Below are 19,329 nucleotides of genomic sequence, written 5' to 3' on the forward strand. Positions count from 1 at the left end.
AAGCGGAAATGTGACAATTTGAAACCATAATTTTGTAAAATTTTGTGATTGCATTTTTAGTAAATTTGATGTATGATTTTGATTCTTAAAAATTTAGCTATGAAATGTAAAGCACTTTTTTTCTTTTTTCTGATGGTCTGTTCGCAGTTTGCACAAAGTCAGGAACTGAAACCAGAATATCAAAAGTTTATTTCAACGTTTATTTCTGAAGTAAAAAATAATAATAAAAATGCGGTTGCGGCACGAATCACCTTTCCGCTAAATCGGGAAAATCCAATTCCTTCGCTTAGGAATAAGACGGAATTTTTAAAAAGATATAACGAAATTTTTGATAAGACTTTGATTGACAAAATCGTTAAATCTAATCCGGCAAAAGACTGGTCAGAAGTGGGATGGCGCGGAATTATGCTATACCAAGGCGATCTTTGGATTGATACAAACGGAAAAATTATCAGTATCAATTATCAGTCAGAGGTCGAGAAGAAACAGAAGAATTCCTTAATAGCAGCACAGAAAAAAAATGTCAATTCTTCGATTTCAAATTTCAAAAAACCTGTTGCTATTCTCGAAACTTCTAAGTTCAGAATTAGAATTGATGATTTGGGAAATGATAATTATCGTTACGCTTCATGGTCAATCAAAAAGAAAATGACCGATACTCCAGATTTAATAATTGAAAATGGAGTTTTCTTCGCAGAGGGAACAGGAGGAAATCATCATTACGAATTTAAAAAAGGCAACTATGTTTATGAATGCCATTTTATTGTTTTGGGAGAAGATAACTCGCCTCCAGCTCAATTGATTATAACGCAAAATGATAAAACAATTTTGGAACAGAATGCAAAAATTGTTTCGCGATAAACAAAAAGCCAGATTCAAAAGAATCTGGCTTTTTGTTTTGAATTATACCGAAGTATTAAGTTCTTCTAACTTCTTTTGCTGTTGAATTTTCTTCAATTTTAATTTTTGAATTTCTAATTCTTGCTGTTTTATTTTTACTTCTTGTTTTTGCAAAGCTTCATCAGAAACCGAAGTCGTATTTATTTTATTTCTAAGTTTTTGATTGTCTGCTTCTAACTTCTCAATTTTTTTATTGGTATTCTGAAGATCTTTTTGGGAATTTTGAAGTTCCTTCTGCTGTTTGTCTAATTTTTTCTGCTCTTTTTTAAGTTTATTCTGTTCGTCTTCAAGTTTCCTGTTGCGATCACTGATTGTTCTTTTTGATTCATCGGTTGTTTTTTTGATCGCATATTGCTGCTCTTGTTCAGTAGTATTTTGTTGAGCAAAGAAAGTATTAGAATTTAGAGCAATTGCTATAACTAAAGCAAGTTTTAAAATGTACTTCATGATTTAAATTTTTTGAGCAAAAGTAGAAGTGGAATTTTGCACAAAAGAGAACAGAAAGTCATTTTATGAATAGAATAAGCCAAAAAAAATCCCATTCAGAAGAACGGGATATTTTTAAGATTTATAGATTTTCGACCAGAATCCAAGCTTGAGGATTTTCGCCTTTTTGTATTTCTTTTTGAGCTTGTTCCGCTTCTTTCATTGTCGCATAACTTCCGTACAAAACAGGAAATAATCCATGTTTGTTTTCTTTAAGCATTCTCGCTTTGAAACCGTCTTTAATTAATTGGTTATAAGCTTTTTTTGCATTTTGTTCACTTCTAAAAGCACCCGCCATAATGTGGTAAGGCATTGTAGTCTCAACAGTTTCAACAGCTGCAGAATCTACAGAAAGTGTTACAGCAGGAAGCGGACTTTTGATAAAGAAAGTCGCTTCTTGAATTTTGTTTTGTACTTTTTTCTGAACCGCTTGTTCTACAACAAGTGTCTGATTGTCAATTTGATTTTGATATAAAGGGTAACCAATGCTTCCTGTAATTCCAAGCCCTAAAACAAGAATGGCAGCATATCGCAAAAATGGATTTGAAGATTTGGTTTCTTCATCATTATCATGCAATAGAACAGCATCTTTTTCTTTTGCAGCTATCTTTTCTATTTTTTTCTCGAAAACTTCTTTTTTCACCATTGGAGAAACAAAAGGGCTCAACCCAAATGAAGTTGCCAAGTAATTGGTATGGTCGTTTGGTTTGAAAACAATGTTGCTTTCAGAGTTTAAACGCAGTTCGCCAATATTTTTTAGAAGAATCACACCTTCTTCTTCCAGTGTTTTTTTCCAGTTTAAAATTTCAAATGCAATAGCACTTACTGCAAAACCGTAAGATGTTTTTTCGGCTTGTGCAATATGATTTGCCAACAGTCCATCATTATTTTTGATTCGGCTGTTGAAAGAAATAGTCTTTTTTGGAGGAAAAAACGAATTAGTGCTTTCATTCAGCTGAGCCGAATGCGTTTCTGTTAAAAATGCACCAAATCCTGGAACCGTTACACACTGATAACGATACAATAACTGTGAGATATATACTTCGATTTTCATATCAACAAAGTTATGCAACGCTTATAGTTATCAAAATTTTATTCACAATTTTTATTAACAATTGAGATTTATTTTTAGACAATTCGTTTTCAATTATTTAAGTTCATTTTTATTGAAGGTCTGACGAAATCGGGAAAATTAAATCTTAAATTTATTAAGAAATTACTTTGTTTTAATGATATTTGCCACTTCAAATGAGTGAAATTATTTTTTCTATTTTACATAATGTTTTAAAGAAAATGACCGATCAGGAATTATTTAGTTTACTAGCCTTATTGAAAGTTGATGGAGTGGGAGATATTTTAGGCAAAAAACTGCTTCATACTTTTGGGTCGGCTTCAGACATTTTTAAAGCAAAAAGTGCTCAGTTGGCTGCAGTTGACGGAATTGGAGCTGCTTTGTTGAAGAATCTAAAAGACAAGACCATTTTTGAAAAGGCAGATCGCGAACTTTCTTTCATTAAAAACAATACTATCGACGTTTCTTTTTTTCAGGACGAAAGTTATCCTGAGCGGCTCAAACATTGTTTTGATGCGCCGATTCTAATTTTTACTGCCGGAAATCTAGATTTTAAAAACAAAAAATTAATCAGTATTGTGGGCACTAGACAGATTACTTCTTACGGTACCGATTTCTGTAGAAAACTGATAGAAGATTTAGCTCCGTTGGATCCCGTTATTGTCAGCGGATTTGCCTACGGTGTTGATATTGTGGCGCATCAGGCCGCGATGGATTATAACCTGCAGACCGTTGGAGTTCTAGCTCATGGGTTGAATCAGATTTATCCGCGCACGCATAAAAAGTACATGGCAAAAATGGAAGAAAACGGCGGTTTTATAACGGAATTTTGGAGCGATTCAAATCCGGATAAAGAAAAATTTGTGCGCAGAAATCGTATAGTTGCCGGAATGACAGAAGCAACAATTGTCATTGAATCTGCCGATAAAGGCGGGTCGCTAATAACTGCAAATATGGCCAATGATTATAATCGAGATGTATTTGCGGTGCCTGGAAGAGTGAGCGATAAGTACAGTCAAGGCTGTAATAATTTGATAAAAACGCAGAAAGCAAATCTATTGACAAGCGCTGCCGATTTGATTTATATGCTGAATTGGGATATTAAAGAAAAACCGAAACATATTCAGAAACAGCTTTTTGTAGAATTGGAACCCGACGAACAGAAGATATATGATTTTCTCCAAAAGAACGGAAAGGAATTATTGGATATTATTGCAATCGAATGCGAAATTCCAATTTATAAACTATCAGGAATTCTGATCGGAATGGAACTTAAAGGCGTTATAAGACCACTTCCCGGAAAACTTTTTGAATCAATTTAACGCAGAAAATCCTATTTTATTTATTCCTAAAATGTTTATACAATCGGTATAAAATATAAATTGCCAATAAACCGAAAATGATATTTAGGACTTGAAACAAATACGGTGGTACGTTATAATCTTCAATATACTTATTCATCTTTTTTATTTTAAATAATTAATATACTTGAAGTTACAAAATTAATTTAGGAATAGAATAATTATAAATCAAAAAAAACGCTGATCAATTTTGATCAGCGTTTCTAAATATGTCGATTTATCTAGAGTTTTTTATTTCTGAAAGCCAAGAACTTCTCTAACCTTTGCTAAAACTCCATCAGCAATTACAGAAGCTTTTGAAGCGCCTTTTTTCAATAAAGCATCTACTTCTTCAAGGTTGTTGATGTAGTAATTGTATTTTTCTCTTTCTGTTTTGAATTTTTCTGTAATCAATTCAAACAAAGCTTGTTTCGCATGACCGTAGCCATAATTTCCGCCTAAATAATTAGCTCTCATTTGTGCAATTTGCTCTTCTGTTCCTAACAAAGAATAAATAGCAAACGCATTACAAGTATCTGGATTTTTCGGATCTTCAAGCGGAGTACTATCCGTTTCAATACTCATAACTTGTTTGCGTAAAGTCTTATCATCCAAGAAAATATTGATAATGTTGTTGGCAGATTTACTCATTTTTCCTCCGTTTGTTCCAGGAATTAGCATAATGTTCTCTTGAATTTTTGCTTCAGGAAGAACAAATGTTTCGCCCATTTGATGGTTAAAACGTGCCGCAACGTCACGAGTAATTTCTAAATGCTGTAATTGATCTTTTCCAACAGGAACAAATTCAGCATCGTACAATAAAATATCGGCCGCCATTAACATCGGATAAGTAAAAAGTCCAGCATTAACATCGTCTAAACGATCTGCTTTATCTTTGAAAGAATGTGCTAATGTCAATCTTTGAAATGGAAAAAAACAGCTCAAATACCAAGTCAATTCTGTCGTTTGCACCACATCAGACTGTCTGTAAAAAGTAACTTTTTCAGGATTTAAACCACACGCAAGCCAAGCCGCAGCAGTGCTATAGGTGTTTTCTCTTAAAGTTTTTCCGTCTTTAATTTGAGTGATGGAATGTAAATCGGCAATAAACAAATAAGATTCATTTGCTGGATTATTTGATAATTCGATTGCCGGAATAATTGCTCCTAATAAATTTCCTAAATGCGGTGTTCCTGTACTTTGAACACCAGTAAGTATTTTTGCCATTCTCGTTTTTTTCTGAAATGCAAATGTCGGAATGTTTTTTCTAACCGCAAATTTTTTATAATGAGAGAGGCGTGTAAGTTTTTTGATAGGCTTTTATATTGATGTTTTTTTAACGCAAAGGACGCAAAGGATTTTTCGCAAAGAAAAGAAGTTATATTTCTTATAGCCGTTGCTTCGCAACAAGTTCACAAAGCTTTATGGAAATGCTGAATCTTTAAACATTTTTAATATTGATTATTATGTATAAATTATAAGAAAATATTTATAAATTTGCTTTTTAAATTATGACAGAAAACGAAATATCAAATATTGTAATTGGACTAGCAATTGAAATTCACAAAAAACTAGGGCCCGGATTATTAGAGAATGTCTACAAAGAATGTTTGTTTTATAAAATTAAGCAGCGAGGACTTCTTGTTGAAAAAGAAAGATCTTTGCCATTTATTTTTGAAGAAATTAAGTTTGATTGCGGATACCGTATAGATTTGCTTGTGGAAAGCAAATTTCTAATTGAGATAAAAAGTGTGGAATCACTTAACGTTAACCATTTGGCACAAACATTAACCTACTTAAAACTAGGAAATTTTAAACTTGGCTTATTGGTAAATTTCAATGAAAGTCTTTTAAAAAATGGTATCAGAAGAGTAGCAAACAACTTTATTGATTAAGCTTTGCGAACTTATTGCGAAGCAACGGCTAAAAAAATCGCTTTAAAAACTTTGCGAAAATCCTTAGCGTTCTTTGCGTTACAATATCTAGCGCACTTGAATAAAAAATCTTTATAAAATTCATTTCGGTTTCTTACATTTGAATCTATGAAAATATTTAAAATTGCTTTTTGGATTCTTTGGCGTATTTGGTTCTACATTTTAATGGCGGTTCCGATATTAATTATGCTGCCATTTTTATTAATTTCTATTATCTCAGAAAAGGGATATCCGTATTTCTTTAAGATGGCTCGAATCTGGTCCAAATTTATCCTTTTCGGAATGGGCTTTTATTATACCGTAAAACGCGAACAGAAGCTCGTTAAAGGCAAAAGTTATATGATTGTGGCCAACCACACCTCGATGACTGATATTATGCTTATGCTGGCTTTAATTAAGAATCCGTTTGTTTTTGTTGGAAAGAAAGAATTGGTTAAGATTCCGCTTTTTGGATTTTTCTATAAACGAACTTGTATTTTAGTTGATAGAAGCTCATCTAAAAGTAAAAATGAAGTTTTTAAAAGAGCTCAAAACAGATTAAATCAAGGTTTAAGCATTTGCATTTTCCCTGAAGGAGGAGTGCCAGACGATGAAAGCATTTTGCTGGACGAATTTAAAGATGGCGCATTCCGATTGGCGATTGAACATCAGATTCCGATTGTGCCGATTGTTTTTCCTGACAATAAAGAACGCTTTTCTTATACGTTTATGAGCGGAAGTCCAGGAAAAATGCGTGCGCGAATTTTGCCTTTCGTAGAAACAGAAGGTTTAACGATTGAGAACAGAAAAGAATTAAAAGAACAAGTTAGGAATATCATTTACAATGGTTTGATCGATTTTCAGAAATAACCATAAAAACATTATGTAAAATACAAAAAGCCGGTAGACTGATTAATCTACCGGCTTTTTTTTGAATTAAAAACCCCCTATTTTTATTCAAAAGTTATTATCTGTGAATTATCTTTTCTGAAATAAAACGCAATACTTTTTTAAATTTCAATTTGGTTTTTCTTCGGTTTTTACTGTACAACAATTCTATTTTTTCTTTCATGGTTAAAAATATTAATGGTTGATAATAAAGAGTTTAGTTAATAACTCAAGTTAATGTCACATTATTATAGATGCAGAAAAATTTAAAAGGTTGCGTCGGAATTTTAAAATTTAACAAAAATCCGCCAGTTTGAAGACCAACGGATTTTTTACTCAAATAACCAACCAACGTAAATTCTAAAAAAACCCGTAAATTGATATATGGCAGTACCAATCATAAACTGCTTTTTTTATAGAGATGGAAGTTTAATGAAAAGGTTGCGTGAAAATTTCATTTTTATTTCAAAATAAAAAAAGCCGAGCGATTTTTGTATTATCACTCGGCTTTTTAAGCGTCTTTTTTTGACTTATTTTTTAGGCATTTGCCAATTCTTTTATGTGTTCTTTAATTTTAATTTCCAGTTCTTCAGCAAGTTCTGGATTATCTTTAATTAAAGTTTTAACAGCATCACGACCTTGTCCTAATTTTGTATCACCGTAGCTAAACCAAGATCCTGCTTTTTTAACGATATCAAATTCTACCGCTAAATCTAAGATTTCACCAGTTTTAGAAACACCTTCTCCGTACATAATGTCAAATTCGGCAGTTTTAAATGGCGGTGCTACTTTGTTTTTAACGATTTTAACTTTAGTTCTGTTTCCGATTACGTTTTCACCGTCTTTAATTTGAGCAGAACGACGAATATCTAAACGAACAGACGCATAAAATTTAAGTGCGTTACCTCCAGTTGTAGTTTCAGGATTTCCGAACATAACACCAATTTTCTCACGAAGCTGGTTGATAAAGAAAACCGTACAATTTGTTTTGCTGATAGTTCCAGTAAGTTTTCTCAAAGCTTGAGACATCAAACGTGCGTGAAGACCCATTTTTGAATCTCCCATTTCGCCTTCAATTTCACTTTTTGGAGTTAAAGCTGCAACAGAGTCAATTACAACAATGTCTATAGCTCCAGAACGGATAAGGTTTTCGGCAATTTCTAAAGCCTGCTCTCCGTTGTCTGGCTGAGAAATGATTAAATTCTCAATATCAACATTTAATTTTTCAGCATAATTTCTATCAAATGCGTGCTCGGCATCGATAAAAGCGGCAATACCACCAGCTTTTTGAGCTTCTGCAATCGCGTGAAGAGTCAAAGTAGTTTTTCCAGAAGATTCTGGACCATAAATTTCGATAATTCTTCCTTTAGGATATCCGTTTACACCAAGTGCTAAGTCAACTCCTAATGAGCCAGAAGAAATCGTTTCTACTTCTACAATGGCTCTGTCGCCCATTTTCATTACGGTTCCTTTTCCGTAGGTTTTGTCAAGTTTGTCAAGCGTTAATTGCAGTGCTTTTAATTTGGCTTCTTTGTCTGAACTCATTTTCTAAAATATCTAAATTATTAGTTTTGTCTTATTGGATAAAATTAAGAAAATTCTTTCTTAATTCTGGTTTTTATTTTTACAGTTTGTAAAATTACTTCTTTTTTAGAAGTTTGATTGTTCCAATTTGTATCAAAATTGGACTATAAAAATAAAGCTTTCAATTCTGTAGCATCTGATGGTTTTATTTTACCAGCAAGTAATAAACTCAACTGTTTACGACGCAACGCCGCATCAAATCGTTGGATTTCAAGTTCAGTTTCTGGTACAATTGCAGGAACTTCAACTGGTCTTCCGGTGTCGTCTACAGCAACAAAAGTATAAATAGCTTCATTGGCTTTGGTTCTGTTTCCAGACTCGCGGTCTTCTACCCAGACATCTATAAAAACTTCCATCGAGCTTTTGAAAGATCTTGAAACTTTTGCTTCTACGGTTACAACGCTTCCAAGCGAAATAGCTCTGTTAAAAGCTACGTGATTTACAGAAGCCGTTACAACAATTCGGCGCGAATGTCTGCGGGCAGCAATACTTGCGGCGCGATCCATTCTGGCTAATAACTCACCGCCAAAAAGATTGTTTAAAGGATTTGTTTCGCTCGGTAAAACTAAATCAGTTAAAATAGTTAGGGATTCTGAAGGATGTTTTGGATTCATTTCTTTTGAATAATAAATTGTTTTTGATGCTCAAATGAATGAGCTTTTTCGCCACAGATTTCACAGATTAAAATGATTAAAAAATCTGAAGCTAATTTTTAAAAATCTATATTGATTAATTCAACCAATAAACAGCCATTACAGCTGGTATAAAATAGATGACAATGGTTCTCGCACCATCGTAATCTTTTGCAAGTCTTTGTCCGAAAAGCATCATTAGCAAACAAATGCATGAAAAGATAGCTCCGTAAAAACCGAATTCTCTTCCGTTGTTTGTGAATAATTGAATTCCTCCAACAACACATAAAATTCCAGAAATTAATTCTAAAATTAGTAAATGCAATAGCGCTAACGGAACTTGATTTTTTAAAGGAGTTTTGGCAAAGTGCTCTTTAAGCCAAGCGACATTGTCTTTCCAGTAAAAAATTTTTTCGTAACCCGATTGCAAAAAAGTTAAAGCTAGAAAAGCTAAAAGTAAAATTGAGGCAACATTGTTCATTGATGAATTATTTTTTATGAATTAAACGAGTCAATTTGATCGATAAATCGGTAAGGATTATTTTTGCATTTCCGTTTCTTTCAATATGATACATCGCATCTGAAAGTTCTTTGAATATTTCGTGAATATTATTTCCGTTGACAAACGGTGCAAAATTTTCCAGTTTAAATTTATCCACTTTTGGTTCGATATAAACCAAACTTTGAGCCTGATAATTTAGCATAAGAGCTTGACGGAACATTTCGATGCAATATTGAATAAATTTTTTCTGGCTTTCGCGTCCAAGCGTAGCAATCTGCTCGCTCCACGAAATCAAATCTTGAATCGCAGCGGCATTTCCTTTTGCTCTAAAAGCAGCACGAACCCAATTGACAAACCATTGCTCAAACGGAAGATCGTCATCGTCTTCTTTTAACAAATGCAAAGCTTTATTAAAATTTCCTTGAGCTTGATGCGCAATTTTCTTAGCTAAATTGGGATCTATACTTTCTTGAGCAACCAAAGCTTCAGCGATTACTTTTTCCGGAAGTCCGCTAAAGTGGATTACTTGGCAGCGTGAACGAATGGTTTGGATAATATCTTCTTCGTTTTCAGAAATCAGAATAAACATGGTTTTGTCTGATGGTTCTTCTAAAAGTTTCAGCAGTTTATTGGAAGCAGCAATATTCATTTTGTCGGCCATCCAAATAATCATGATTTTGTAACCGCCTTCATAAGATTTTAGCGAAAGCGATTTTAAAACTTCCTGTGCATCTTCAACACGAATTTCTCCTTGTTTGTTTTGAACACCTAGAATTTTGTACCAATCGAATAATCCTCCGTATGGCATTTCTTGGATAAAACTACGCCAGTCTTGAATAAAATCTAAACTTTTCGGTTTTGTTTTTACGTCTTCGGTAGTGACAGTCGGGTAAATAAAATGCAGATCGGGATGTGAGATGTTATCAAACTTTAGATTGCAGGAATCGTTTCCGTTTGAATTTTCATCGCCGGTATTGCCGCACAAAATATATTGAGCGTACGCAATGGCAGTTATTAATGTACCGCTTCCTTCTGGACCAACGAATAATTGTGCGTGAGGAATTCTACCAGAAGCAGCACTTTTTATCAAGTGGCTTTTGATGTAATCTTGACCTAAAATTTGAGAAAATTGCATAGGGCAAAGATAGAAGAAAATGTGTAGTCAAAAATTTTCGGAAGTAAGATTATTTATGGACTGTAATTTTGATTTTTTTTAGATCAGTTTCGACAGAATTTTGTTAATAAATATGTCCAAGTGAGTAAATATCAAGATGTTTTTGTTAATATTTTTTTTCGAAATTCGGTAAAAGGAGCTATTTTTTGATTATTTAAAGAGTTAATTTTTTATTTTTTATAGTCAATATCTTACCGTTTTAATATTAACAATTTTAACAAAAAGCGCGTTAAAACGCACATTTTCTCGACATAACGCTGGTTTTTAAGGTTTTTTTAAGGTTTTTTTTTGAAAAAAAAATCCATTCGAGTTGTTAATTAAGTTAATTTATATATTTTTGTTTTTATCAACAACCAATTATAAAATAAGAATCTATGAAAGGGAAAATTATTCTATTTAGTGCTTTTTTTATCTTAACTACTGCGGCTGTTTCGGCACAAGCTAAAAACGCACCGAGAAGTATTATCAGTACAACTGCTCTTATCCGTAAATACCATGATCAAAAAGAATTGAGTGGTATGCAAAAGGGAGAACTTTTGGAATTATACATCGAGCGTATTAAAGTATTAGTTAAAACTCTCCCTTACATTGCTTTGGTTACAAAACCTGGGGTTACTATGGCTGACCTTGGTATTCCAGACGATAGTGATCACAAAAAAATATTAGATGCTCAGGCAGTAGGTACATCAACATTCTTGGATACAACTGTAGAATTCCAAAGAAAAATGATGCCTTACTCTGATAAAGGAAATCTAATCGCTGCAATTTTGTTCTACGAAAGTACATTGAAATCATTACACGAGTTCAACGACTTGAACGAAATGTAATAAAGTTTTATCTTTTTAAAACCTTTTTGAAAGTGTTTACGTAAATGGATAAAATTTATTCGGACACTTTTGAGAAACATAATAAAAAAAGAACTCATTCTCGAGTATTCTGAGAAATTTCGGAAAACTCGAGAGGAGTTTTTTCATTTACGCATACCCAAATTTATTATTAACCGTAATACCCCCTTATCATGAAAAAAATTACTCAATTAATCTGCGTTCTTTTGACAGTGGCGAGTATGAATGCTCAACAAGAGAAAGGAATTATGGGCTACACCAATTGGTTAAACAACTGGACCGAGTTTAAGCCTAATAAAGTTGACTATGGAGAAGCAAACCAAATTTTGGCAGGAAATATTTCTGTTAATACTAAATTGCTTAAAAGAAATATTTACGTTTTGCAAGGAAACGTATATGTTACAAACAATGCAGTTTTAACTATTGAGCCAGGAACTGTAATTATTGGTGATTTCGAAACTAAAGGAACATTAGTAATTACTAAAGGAGCACAATTAGTGGCTGACGGTTTAGAAACAGATCCAATTGTATTTACTTCAAACCGCAGCATGAAAAAAGCTGGAGATTGGGGTGGAATCGTAATCCTTGGTGATGCACCTATTAATAAATTTGGAAATGTAGGTTCTTATAACCTAGATCTTGATCCAACAATGACTACTTACGGTGGAGACAACGTAGCTTCAAACTCTGGAATTTTGAGATTCGTAAGAATTGAGTTTGCTGGAAAAAAAGTAAAAGGTTTAGATACTTTCAATGCTTTGACTCTTGCTGCAGTTGGAAACAAAACTGTACTTGAAAACGTTATGGTGAGCTACGCAGGAGGAGATTCTTTCGGAATCTTGGGTGGTGACTTAAATGCTACAAAATTCGTTTCTTATAAATCAGTTAACGATGACTTTAAATTTTCTCAAGGTGCGCAATGCCGTTTCTTCAACTCTCTAGCAGTTAGATCTTCTTACTTCTCAAGTACTAAAGATGGATCTCGTTGTATGGAGGTAAGATCTTTTGAAAAGAAAAGTGAAACAGACTTTACTAAAAAACAAACGCTAGTTGTTGCTAGCAATATTACTATGGTTAACGACAGTGAAAATATTAAAGCTGATATTCAAGCAGGTTTAGTAAAAGAAGCTGTATATGTTGCAGAAGGCGCTTCTCTTGAAATGAAAAGAAGTGTAATCTCTGGATTTAACCCTGCAGTATTATTGGACAGCAAAACTGAGATCAATGATGCCAACCTTAAAAAAATCAAATTTGAAGAAATGTACTTTAACCTATGTAATGGAAACATCTTTACAGAGTACAATTCTAACAATGAAGATTTAGAAAGCTGGTATGGAAACAGTGTTTTCTTTAATGTTTACTCTCAAAGTGATAACAAAGAAACATTCATTGACATCTTCAATCCTAAGAAACCTGATTTCAGATTACAATTAGGAAAAATCACAGCTTCTAGCGGCAAATAGACATAGTTTCGATTTTTATTTCCCTCGCGTAAATTTTATTAATTAAGTCCCCAGACACAATTTATGTATCGTCTTACGGGCCCAAATAAAGATCAAGACATAATGGTATCTACGAAAAAATATTTTTTATATATAATATTTTTGGTTTCGCCTATATCGTTAACTCTATATGCACAGAATACAGCAGAAAATCCTACTGAGGCTGCTGTTTCTGAGTGTGGTTTAACGGCTTGCAATAACCAAAACAACAACATTGCTGTTATTGAAAACGGCAAAACAAGTAATTTAAATCAGTCTATAGTAGGGATTTCCACCCCCAAGGAAAGCCTTACTATAGCGGCTGAGTCAAATACTGTATCTAATAATTGCGAAGAGAACTCATCATTTGCTGCAACTTCAATTATTGCAAAAGAAGTAATTGAAAACTACAAGTATGATTTCTCAGAAACATTTATAGATATTCTGTTTTTTGAGCGTATAGATCTAGCAAGAACACGCACTATATGATTCAAAAAATTACTTTATCTTTTTTTAAAGTTTTAATCTTATTTGGTATAATTATTTTTACTGAATCAAGTATTTATGCTCAATCATCAATATCTCCACAACAATTACCTTTTAAAGATATTTGTGCTGGAGATATTGTTAATGGTGCTAAATACAATGAATATTTAGCAACTTTTTCCTATTTAAATTTTCCGTCAGAAGTTACTTTTTCTGTTCAATTGTCTGATGAATTTGGCAGTTTTACCAATCCAACAGCGACTACCACTCTTGATGTTTTTACATTATCAAGTACTGAAAAAACAATCAAATTCGCAATTCCTACGACATTAAAAGGTTCTAATACTTACAGTTTAAGAATAGTAAGTAGTAACGGGGTTAATAGCCCGAGAGCACAAAATTTTTCAGGGGCAACTTCTTTTTCAGCTTATTATAAAGACTATGTGTCTTCATTTTTAATAAATCAAAATAGAAATACTGCTGCTTTCTGTTCTGGAGGGAGTTTTACTTTGTCGGTTGATAACCTTACTCCCGAAGTTCCAGGCTCGTCACCAGCAAATTATCCGAATATTAAATACAAATGGTATAAAGATGATGTTCTAATTTCAGGACAAAATTCGTCTTCTTTAGTAGTAAATTCTGCAGGTGTTTATTTTGCAGAACTCGATTACGGTGAATGTTCGAATGTAAATTTTAGTTCAAATAGAGTTACAGTTTCATCATCATCATCTGGTTCTGCGATTACAATAAATTCATCTTTAGGAAATCCTTTTTGCGCTAGCGGCGCAGGAACGGTTTTAACAGCTACAGCTGGAAATAGTTATCAATGGAAAAAAGATGGTATTGCAATAGCAGGAGCTACTAATCGTACTTACTCTACAAACGAATCTGGAGTTTATACTGTAGATGTAGATTTTGGTGGTTGTAATGCAACAGGATCAATCGACTTGAAGAGCAATGGTTTCAATGCAAATATAGATGCTGAGGACGGATACAAATTAAGTGAAGGAGAAACTGTAACGGTTACGATAACAACAGACGCCGCCGATCCAACTTATGAGTGGTATTTGAATGACAATTTAATTCCTAATGAAACATCAAGCTCTTATGTAGTAGCTGTAAAAGGTAACTATAAAGCGATCGTTTCTCAAGCAGCTGGATGTATCGCTACAAAAGAATTTTCATTTAGAATAAACGGAGAATCTGGTCCATCGAGTGTTATTCCGAACATTATTAAACTAAGCGGGATGAATCCATATTGGAATATTCCAGATGAATATAAGAATGCAAATACAAAAGTAATGATCATTAGTTCAAACGGAGATATGGTTTTGGACGTGGTGAATTACCAAGGCGATTGGCCTCAAAACAATATAGATTTTAAGAATGTAAATCCAGTTTATTACTATGTTATTCAAGGCGATGCAGGTGAAAAAAAAGGATCAATAACCGTGATTAAATAATATGAAGAAACTTTTACTATTCATCACGTTATTTTACGGTTTATCTTATGTACTCTATTCTCAAGAAGCTTCTGAGGATGGAGTTGTTTCGTTTTCGTTACCCATAAGAAATTCTTTAAAGTTTAATAGATATTTGATCAACCCGACATTTAGTTTTGTTCGTGAGTCAAATCCATATATCAGTTTTTATAACAAAAGACAATGGACACAGTTTGAAAATGCTCCTAATACCTATATTTTTGGTTATTCTGGGCGCTTTAGAGAAAACGAAGCTTTTGCAGTTAGTTTGTTTCAACAGAATTATGGTTTAATGACCGTTTTTGGTGGGGTAGCCAATTTTGCTCACAATATTGTTCTTGAAGAAGACAGTAATTTGACATTTGGTTTAAATGCAGGCTTTTATCAAAGTGGTATAAACACAGGAAAAATTATATCAGATGATACCACTATTTTGAATGGAGATTTTCCAAAAAGCACGCTTCTTACTATTAATCCTGGTATTAATTACGGAACTGCCTTTTTAGATTTCGGATTGTCTATTAACAATTTAGTGCTTTATAATTTAGGATCTGGAATGGTAAAAGAAGATCCAGAAAGAGCGATTCAACTGCATGCAATGTACACAGGATACATTGACAGTTATGGCTTTTTTGACAGAAGTAAATTTTCTGGAATTGTTAGAACGGAAATTAAAAAAGATAAAACAGTTATTTCGGGTCTTGGAATGCTTGCACTTCAGCAAGGAGTTTGGGCGCAAGCAGGTTATAACACATTATATGGTGTTTCTGCAGGACTTGGAGTTAATATTTCTCCAAGTATTGCTATTGAATACAATTACGAAAGAGGGATGGGCAATTTCTCTAATTTGGGCGGTTCTCACGAATTTGCTATTGCCTATAAATTCAAAAATAGAAATTACTATTACGGAGATGATGAGGAAGGATCTTTAATTGATCCGTCAAAACCAAAACCAGTACCTGCTAAGCCAAAATCGCAAGCGACTCAAGTTAACAGAACTGAAATTACTGAAAAGAATAGGTTAGCTGCAGAAGCAAAAGCAAAAGCTGATGCAGAAGCCAAACAAGCTAGATTGGCAGCGGCAGAAAAAGTTAGAGCTGATGCAGAAGCAGCAGCAAAAGCAAAATTAGAAGCAGATAATAAAGCTAAAGCAGATGCTGAAGCTGTTAAGATAAGATTGGCTGCCGAGGCAAAAGCCAAAGCAGATGCGGCAGCGGCTGCGAGAGCCCAAACAGCAACAGCAAACAGAGCTGTTGCAGCGACGCAAAAAACACAGGCGCAATTGGCAGCTGACAAAGCAAGAGCTGATGCAGAAGAGCGCAGAATAAAATTAGCAGCTGACAACAAAGCTAGAGTAGATGCAGCAGCAGCAGCGAGAGCACAAGCAGCAGCAAACAAAACGGCGACGGCTCCAGCTACGCAGAAAACACAAGCGCAATTGGCAGCTGATAAAGCAAAAGCTGATGCGGAGGCAATGAAATTAAAATTAGCCGCAGATGCGAAAGCTAAGGCTGATGCAGAAGCAGCGGCTAAAGCAAAAGCAGAAGCGGCAAATAAACCAGCAGCTCCAGCTCCGGCTCCACAGAAAACGGCGGCACAATTAGCAGCTGACAAAGCTAAAGCAGACGCAGAAGCTGCAGCAAAAGCAAGATTAGTGGCAGCTGAAAAGGTAAAAGCAGATGCAGAAGCAGCAAGACAAGCTAGATTGGCGGCTGCAGAAAAAGCGAAAGCAGATGCAGAAACAGCAAGATTAAAATTAATTGCAGACAATAAAGCTAAAGCAGATGCAGCTGAAGCAAAACGTAAAGCAGATGCAAAAGCAAAAGCAGAAGCTGCAGATATGCAGTCCATATTAGCAGCAGATGCAAAAGCAAAAGCTGATTCAGATGCATTGCAGGCAAGATTAGCTGCAGAAGCAAAAGCAAAAGCGGCTGCAGAAGCGAAAACAAAAGCTTCTATCGATGCGGCTAACAAAGCAAAAGTGGCTGCAGACTTAAAAGCAAAAGCAGCAGAAGAAGCAGCTCTTAAAGAAAAAGCAGCAGCAGAAGCAAAAGCGAAAGCAGATGAAGAAGCAAGACAAGCGCTTATCGCTGCAGAAGCCAAAGCCAAAGTAGATGCAGAAGCATTAAAAATAAGACAAGCAGAAGAAGCACGTCAGGCACAATTAGCAGCTGAAGCAAAAGCCAAAGCTGATGCGGAAGCACTTCAAGCTAAATTGGTAGCAGATGCTAAAGCGAAAGCCGACGCAGAAGCTGCAGCTAAAGCAAAACTAGAAGCCGATGCAAAAGCAAAAGCTGATGCTGAAGCAGAGAAAATAAGATTAGCAGCAGAAGCAAAAGCGAAGGCAGATGCAGAAGCAGAAACAGCAAGATTAGCTGCTGAAGCCAAAGCCAAAGCAGATATGGAAGCATTACAGGCTAAACTAATTGCTGATGCAAGAGTGAAAGCAGATGCTGAAGCTACGGCAAAAGCGAAAGCAGAAGCAGAAGCTAAAAAATTACAAGAAGCAGAAGATGCTCGTCAAGCGAAATTGGCAGCAGATGCGAAAGCCAAAGCAGATGCAGAAGCGTTGAAAGCCAAACAAGCAGCAGAAGCAAAAGCGAAGGCAGATGCAGAAGCGGAAACAGCAAGATTAGCAGCTGAAGCAAAAGCGAAAGCAGATGCGGAAGCATTACAAGCGAAACTTGCAGCAGAAGCAAAAGCAAAAGCAGATGCGGAAGCATTACAAGCGAAACAAGCTGCTGAAGAAAAAGCAAGAGTGGAAGAAGAAGCTCGCCAAGCGAAATTAGCAGCAGATGCTAAAGCAAAAGCCGATGCGGAAGCACTTCAAGCGAAACTTGCGGCAGACGCTAAAGCCAAAGCAGATGCAGAAGCCTTACAAGCGAAACAGGCTGCTGAAGAAAAAGCTAGAGTAGAAGAAGAAGCTCGTCAAGCGAAATTGGCAGCTGATGCTAAAGCAAAAGCGGACGCAGAAGCATTACAGGCTAAACTAGCTGCAGATGCTAAAGCAAAAGCAGATATGGAAGCTTTACAAGCAAAATTACTAGCAGATGCAAAAGTAAAAGCAGATGCAGAAGCAACAGCCAAAGCGAAGGCAGAAGCAGAAGCTAAAAAATTACAAGAAGAGGAAGATGCTCGCCAAGCTAAGTTGGCAGCTGATGCGAAAGCGAAAGCCGATGCGGAAGCAGAAAAAGCAAGATTAGCAGCGGAAGCTAAAGCAAAAGCCGATGCAGAAGCATTACAAGCGAAGCAGGCTGCTGAAGAAAAGGCTAGAGTGGAAGAAGAAGTCCGTCAAGCTAAATTAGCGGCAGATGCTAAAGCAAAAGTGGACGCAGAGGCATTAAAAGCAAAACAAGCAGCTGACGAAAAAGCGAGATTGGATGAAGAAGCTCGTCAGGCAAAATTAGCGGCCGATGCAAAAGCTAAAGCAGATGCTGAAGCACTTGAAGCAAAACTTGCAGCCGATGCGAAAGCCAAAGCAGATATGGTGGCCCTTCAAGCTAAACTTTTAGCAGATGCTAAAGCGAAAGCTGATGCAGAAGCTACGGAGAAATTAAAAGCTGAAGAAGAGACTAGAAGATTAAAAGAAGAGGAAGAGCGCCAAGCAAGATTAGCAGCAGAAAAAGCGAAAGCCGATGCTGAAGCAGCAGCTCTAGCGGCAAAAGCGCAAGATGATACAGGAAAAGCAATAGAAAACTTGACTCAGTCTGTTGAAAGCACACGTAAGCTGCAGAATGATTTATTAGATCAGTTTAAAGCAACTGTTGCAAATAAGCAAAAAGACTTAAACGATTTAAAAGAGGAGAATGACTTAAGTGAAAAAGGTATTTATAAGGAACCAAAACCATTTAAGAGTGTAGCGGCAGAAAACAGTCTGATTGAATCATTAAAAGTTCAGATTGCTGATGCCAATAATAGCATGAAAAATGAGATTGCGAAGTTGACGAACCTTTATAACGAAAGAAGTAAAAAGTTCCCTAAAGATGATCCTTTGAATAAAGCTTATCTAGAAAAGATAAACGAATTGAAAGCAGCTCAGTTAAAAATGCAAGCAGAAGGCGCTGCTTTAATTGCCGATTTGGAGCGTATTAAAACAGAGACTGAAATCGAGCGTAAACGTAGAATTAAACGTGCCGCTTATGAAAATGACGAAGGAAGATATGCGCAGGACGTTGCCGCTCTTAAACGAATAAAAGAGACGACAAAATTGAGCAGCACACCATTAACATCAAGTGATTTTGATTTTGGTGAAGAGCAGTCGAATATGCAGATTATTAAGAATATTAAAAACTCTGATAGCGGCTATTATTTAATTGTTGCGGTTCATAACAGCGTAGAGAAACGTGATGATTTCTTAAGAAAGGCAGTAGCTGCGGGACGTTCAGATATCAATTTCTTTTACAACGTGACAACAAGTAAGTATTACATCTACTATGAAAAGTTTGATGGTTTACAAGAGGCTACAAAAGCAATGGAGGCAAAAGGTAGCAAACCATACAACGGTAGAATGGCTGTCGTAAAAGTTGAAAATTAATAGAATAATAG

17 protein-coding genes are annotated in these 19,329 nt (G+C 35.1%); 9 read left to right on the forward strand and 8 right to left on the reverse strand.

Translation table 11 applies throughout. The features are described 5' to 3' along the window. The first annotated feature begins 99 nt into the window (after positions 1 to 99). Positions 100 to 861 (forward strand): hypothetical protein, encoded by a 762-nt coding sequence (locus ACWA1F_RS03485; protein WP_456891621.1) that lies wholly within the window; start codon positions 100 to 102, stop codon positions 859 to 861. 42 nt (positions 862 to 903) lie between these two features. On the opposite strand, the gene ACWA1F_RS03490 is transcribed toward ACWA1F_RS03485, so the two are convergent. Continuing rightward, the gene (locus ACWA1F_RS03490) at positions 904 to 1,347 is read right to left on the reverse strand and encodes a hypothetical protein (RefSeq protein WP_456891622.1); all 444 of its coding nucleotides are present in this window, start codon (positions 1,345 to 1,347) and stop codon (positions 904 to 906) included. Between the two features lie 121 nt (positions 1,348 to 1,468). After that, positions 1,469 to 2,440 carry an HU domain-containing protein gene (locus ACWA1F_RS03495; protein ID WP_456891624.1) on the reverse strand — a complete coding sequence of 324 codons (972 nt, stop codon included), beginning with the start codon at positions 2,438 to 2,440 and terminating at the stop codon, positions 1,469 to 1,471. 239 nt (positions 2,441 to 2,679) lie between these two features. Between ACWA1F_RS03495 and dprA the strand changes: the two genes are divergently transcribed. Then, positions 2,680 to 3,780 (forward strand): DNA-processing protein DprA, encoded by a 1,101-nt coding sequence (gene dprA, locus ACWA1F_RS03500; protein ID WP_456891819.1) that lies wholly within the window; start codon positions 2,680 to 2,682, stop codon positions 3,778 to 3,780. A 16-nt stretch (positions 3,781 to 3,796) separates the two neighbouring features. Here the strand turns inward: dprA and ACWA1F_RS03505 are convergent, their stop codons facing one another. Together ACWA1F_RS03505 and trpS are read right to left on the reverse strand one after the other, a co-directional pair. Next, positions 3,797 to 3,919: a hypothetical protein gene (locus ACWA1F_RS03505; RefSeq protein WP_306153972.1), complete on the reverse strand. Its 123-nt coding sequence runs from the start codon at positions 3,917 to 3,919 to the stop codon at positions 3,797 to 3,799. A 131-nt stretch (positions 3,920 to 4,050) separates the two neighbouring features. Further along, the gene (gene trpS, locus ACWA1F_RS03510) at positions 4,051 to 5,025 is read right to left on the reverse strand and encodes a tryptophan--tRNA ligase (protein ID WP_456891625.1); all 975 of its coding nucleotides are present in this window, start codon (positions 5,023 to 5,025) and stop codon (positions 4,051 to 4,053) included. A 284-nt stretch (positions 5,026 to 5,309) separates the two neighbouring features. Here trpS and ACWA1F_RS03515 point away from each other — a divergent pair, with 284 nt between their 5' ends. Together ACWA1F_RS03515 and ACWA1F_RS03520 are read left to right on the forward strand one after the other, a co-directional pair. After that, the gene (locus tag ACWA1F_RS03515) at positions 5,310 to 5,693 is read left to right on the forward strand and encodes a GxxExxY protein (RefSeq protein ID WP_456891627.1); all 384 of its coding nucleotides are present in this window, start codon (positions 5,310 to 5,312) and stop codon (positions 5,691 to 5,693) included. A 147-nt stretch (positions 5,694 to 5,840) separates the two neighbouring features. Continuing rightward, on the forward strand, positions 5,841 to 6,581 hold the full coding sequence (locus ACWA1F_RS03520; RefSeq protein WP_456891629.1) for a lysophospholipid acyltransferase family protein: 741 nt from the start codon (positions 5,841 to 5,843) through the stop codon (positions 6,579 to 6,581). A 555-nt stretch (positions 6,582 to 7,136) separates the two neighbouring features. On the opposite strand, the gene recA is transcribed toward ACWA1F_RS03520, so the two are convergent. The 4 genes from recA to ACWA1F_RS03540 form a co-directional block, all read right to left on the reverse strand. Continuing rightward, entirely contained in the window at positions 7,137 to 8,144 is a 1,008-nt protein-coding gene (gene recA / locus ACWA1F_RS03525; protein WP_125718440.1) for a recombinase RecA, read from the reverse strand. Between the two features lie 143 nt (positions 8,145 to 8,287). Further along, entirely contained in the window at positions 8,288 to 8,797 is a 510-nt protein-coding gene (locus ACWA1F_RS03530; protein WP_111284243.1) for an acyl-CoA thioesterase, read from the reverse strand. A 115-nt stretch (positions 8,798 to 8,912) separates the two neighbouring features. Next, complete coding sequence (locus ACWA1F_RS03535; RefSeq protein ID WP_095930182.1) at positions 8,913 to 9,296, reverse strand: DoxX family protein; 384 nt, start codon at positions 9,294 to 9,296, stop codon at positions 8,913 to 8,915. Positions 9,297 to 9,303: 7 nt separating this feature from the next. After that, complete coding sequence (locus ACWA1F_RS03540) at positions 9,304 to 10,452, reverse strand: DNA polymerase III subunit (RefSeq protein WP_456891632.1); 1,149 nt, start codon at positions 10,450 to 10,452, stop codon at positions 9,304 to 9,306. 413 nt (positions 10,453 to 10,865) lie between these two features. On the opposite strand from ACWA1F_RS03540, the gene ACWA1F_RS03545 reads away from it, so the two are divergent. The 5 genes from ACWA1F_RS03545 to ACWA1F_RS03565 all read left to right on the forward strand — a co-directional run bounded on the left by ACWA1F_RS03545 (position 10,866) and on the right by ACWA1F_RS03565 (position 19,318). Beyond that, positions 10,866 to 11,318: a hypothetical protein gene (locus ACWA1F_RS03545; RefSeq protein ID WP_306153959.1), complete on the forward strand. Its 453-nt coding sequence runs from the start codon at positions 10,866 to 10,868 to the stop codon at positions 11,316 to 11,318. A 191-nt stretch (positions 11,319 to 11,509) separates the two neighbouring features. After that, positions 11,510 to 12,799, forward strand: a complete 1,290-nt coding sequence (locus ACWA1F_RS03550; RefSeq protein WP_306153957.1) for a hypothetical protein — start codon at positions 11,510 to 11,512, stop codon at positions 12,797 to 12,799. A gap of 102 nt (positions 12,800 to 12,901) precedes the next feature. Continuing rightward, positions 12,902 to 13,306: a hypothetical protein gene (locus tag ACWA1F_RS03555; protein ID WP_456891634.1), complete on the forward strand. Its 405-nt coding sequence runs from the start codon at positions 12,902 to 12,904 to the stop codon at positions 13,304 to 13,306. Continuing rightward, positions 13,303 to 14,766, forward strand: a complete 1,464-nt coding sequence (gene sprC, locus ACWA1F_RS03560) for a gliding motility protein SprC (protein ID WP_456891636.1) — start codon at positions 13,303 to 13,305, stop codon at positions 14,764 to 14,766. The genes ACWA1F_RS03555 and sprC overlap by 4 nt, the downstream gene beginning before the upstream one ends. 1 nt (position 14,767) lies before the next feature. Further along, positions 14,768 to 19,318 carry a PorP/SprF family type IX secretion system membrane protein gene (locus ACWA1F_RS03565; RefSeq protein WP_456891637.1) on the forward strand — a complete coding sequence of 1,517 codons (4,551 nt, stop codon included), beginning with the start codon at positions 14,768 to 14,770 and terminating at the stop codon, positions 19,316 to 19,318. Positions 19,319 to 19,329: the final 11 nt, after the last annotated feature.

The organism is Flavobacterium erigeronis, from assembly GCF_054075165.1.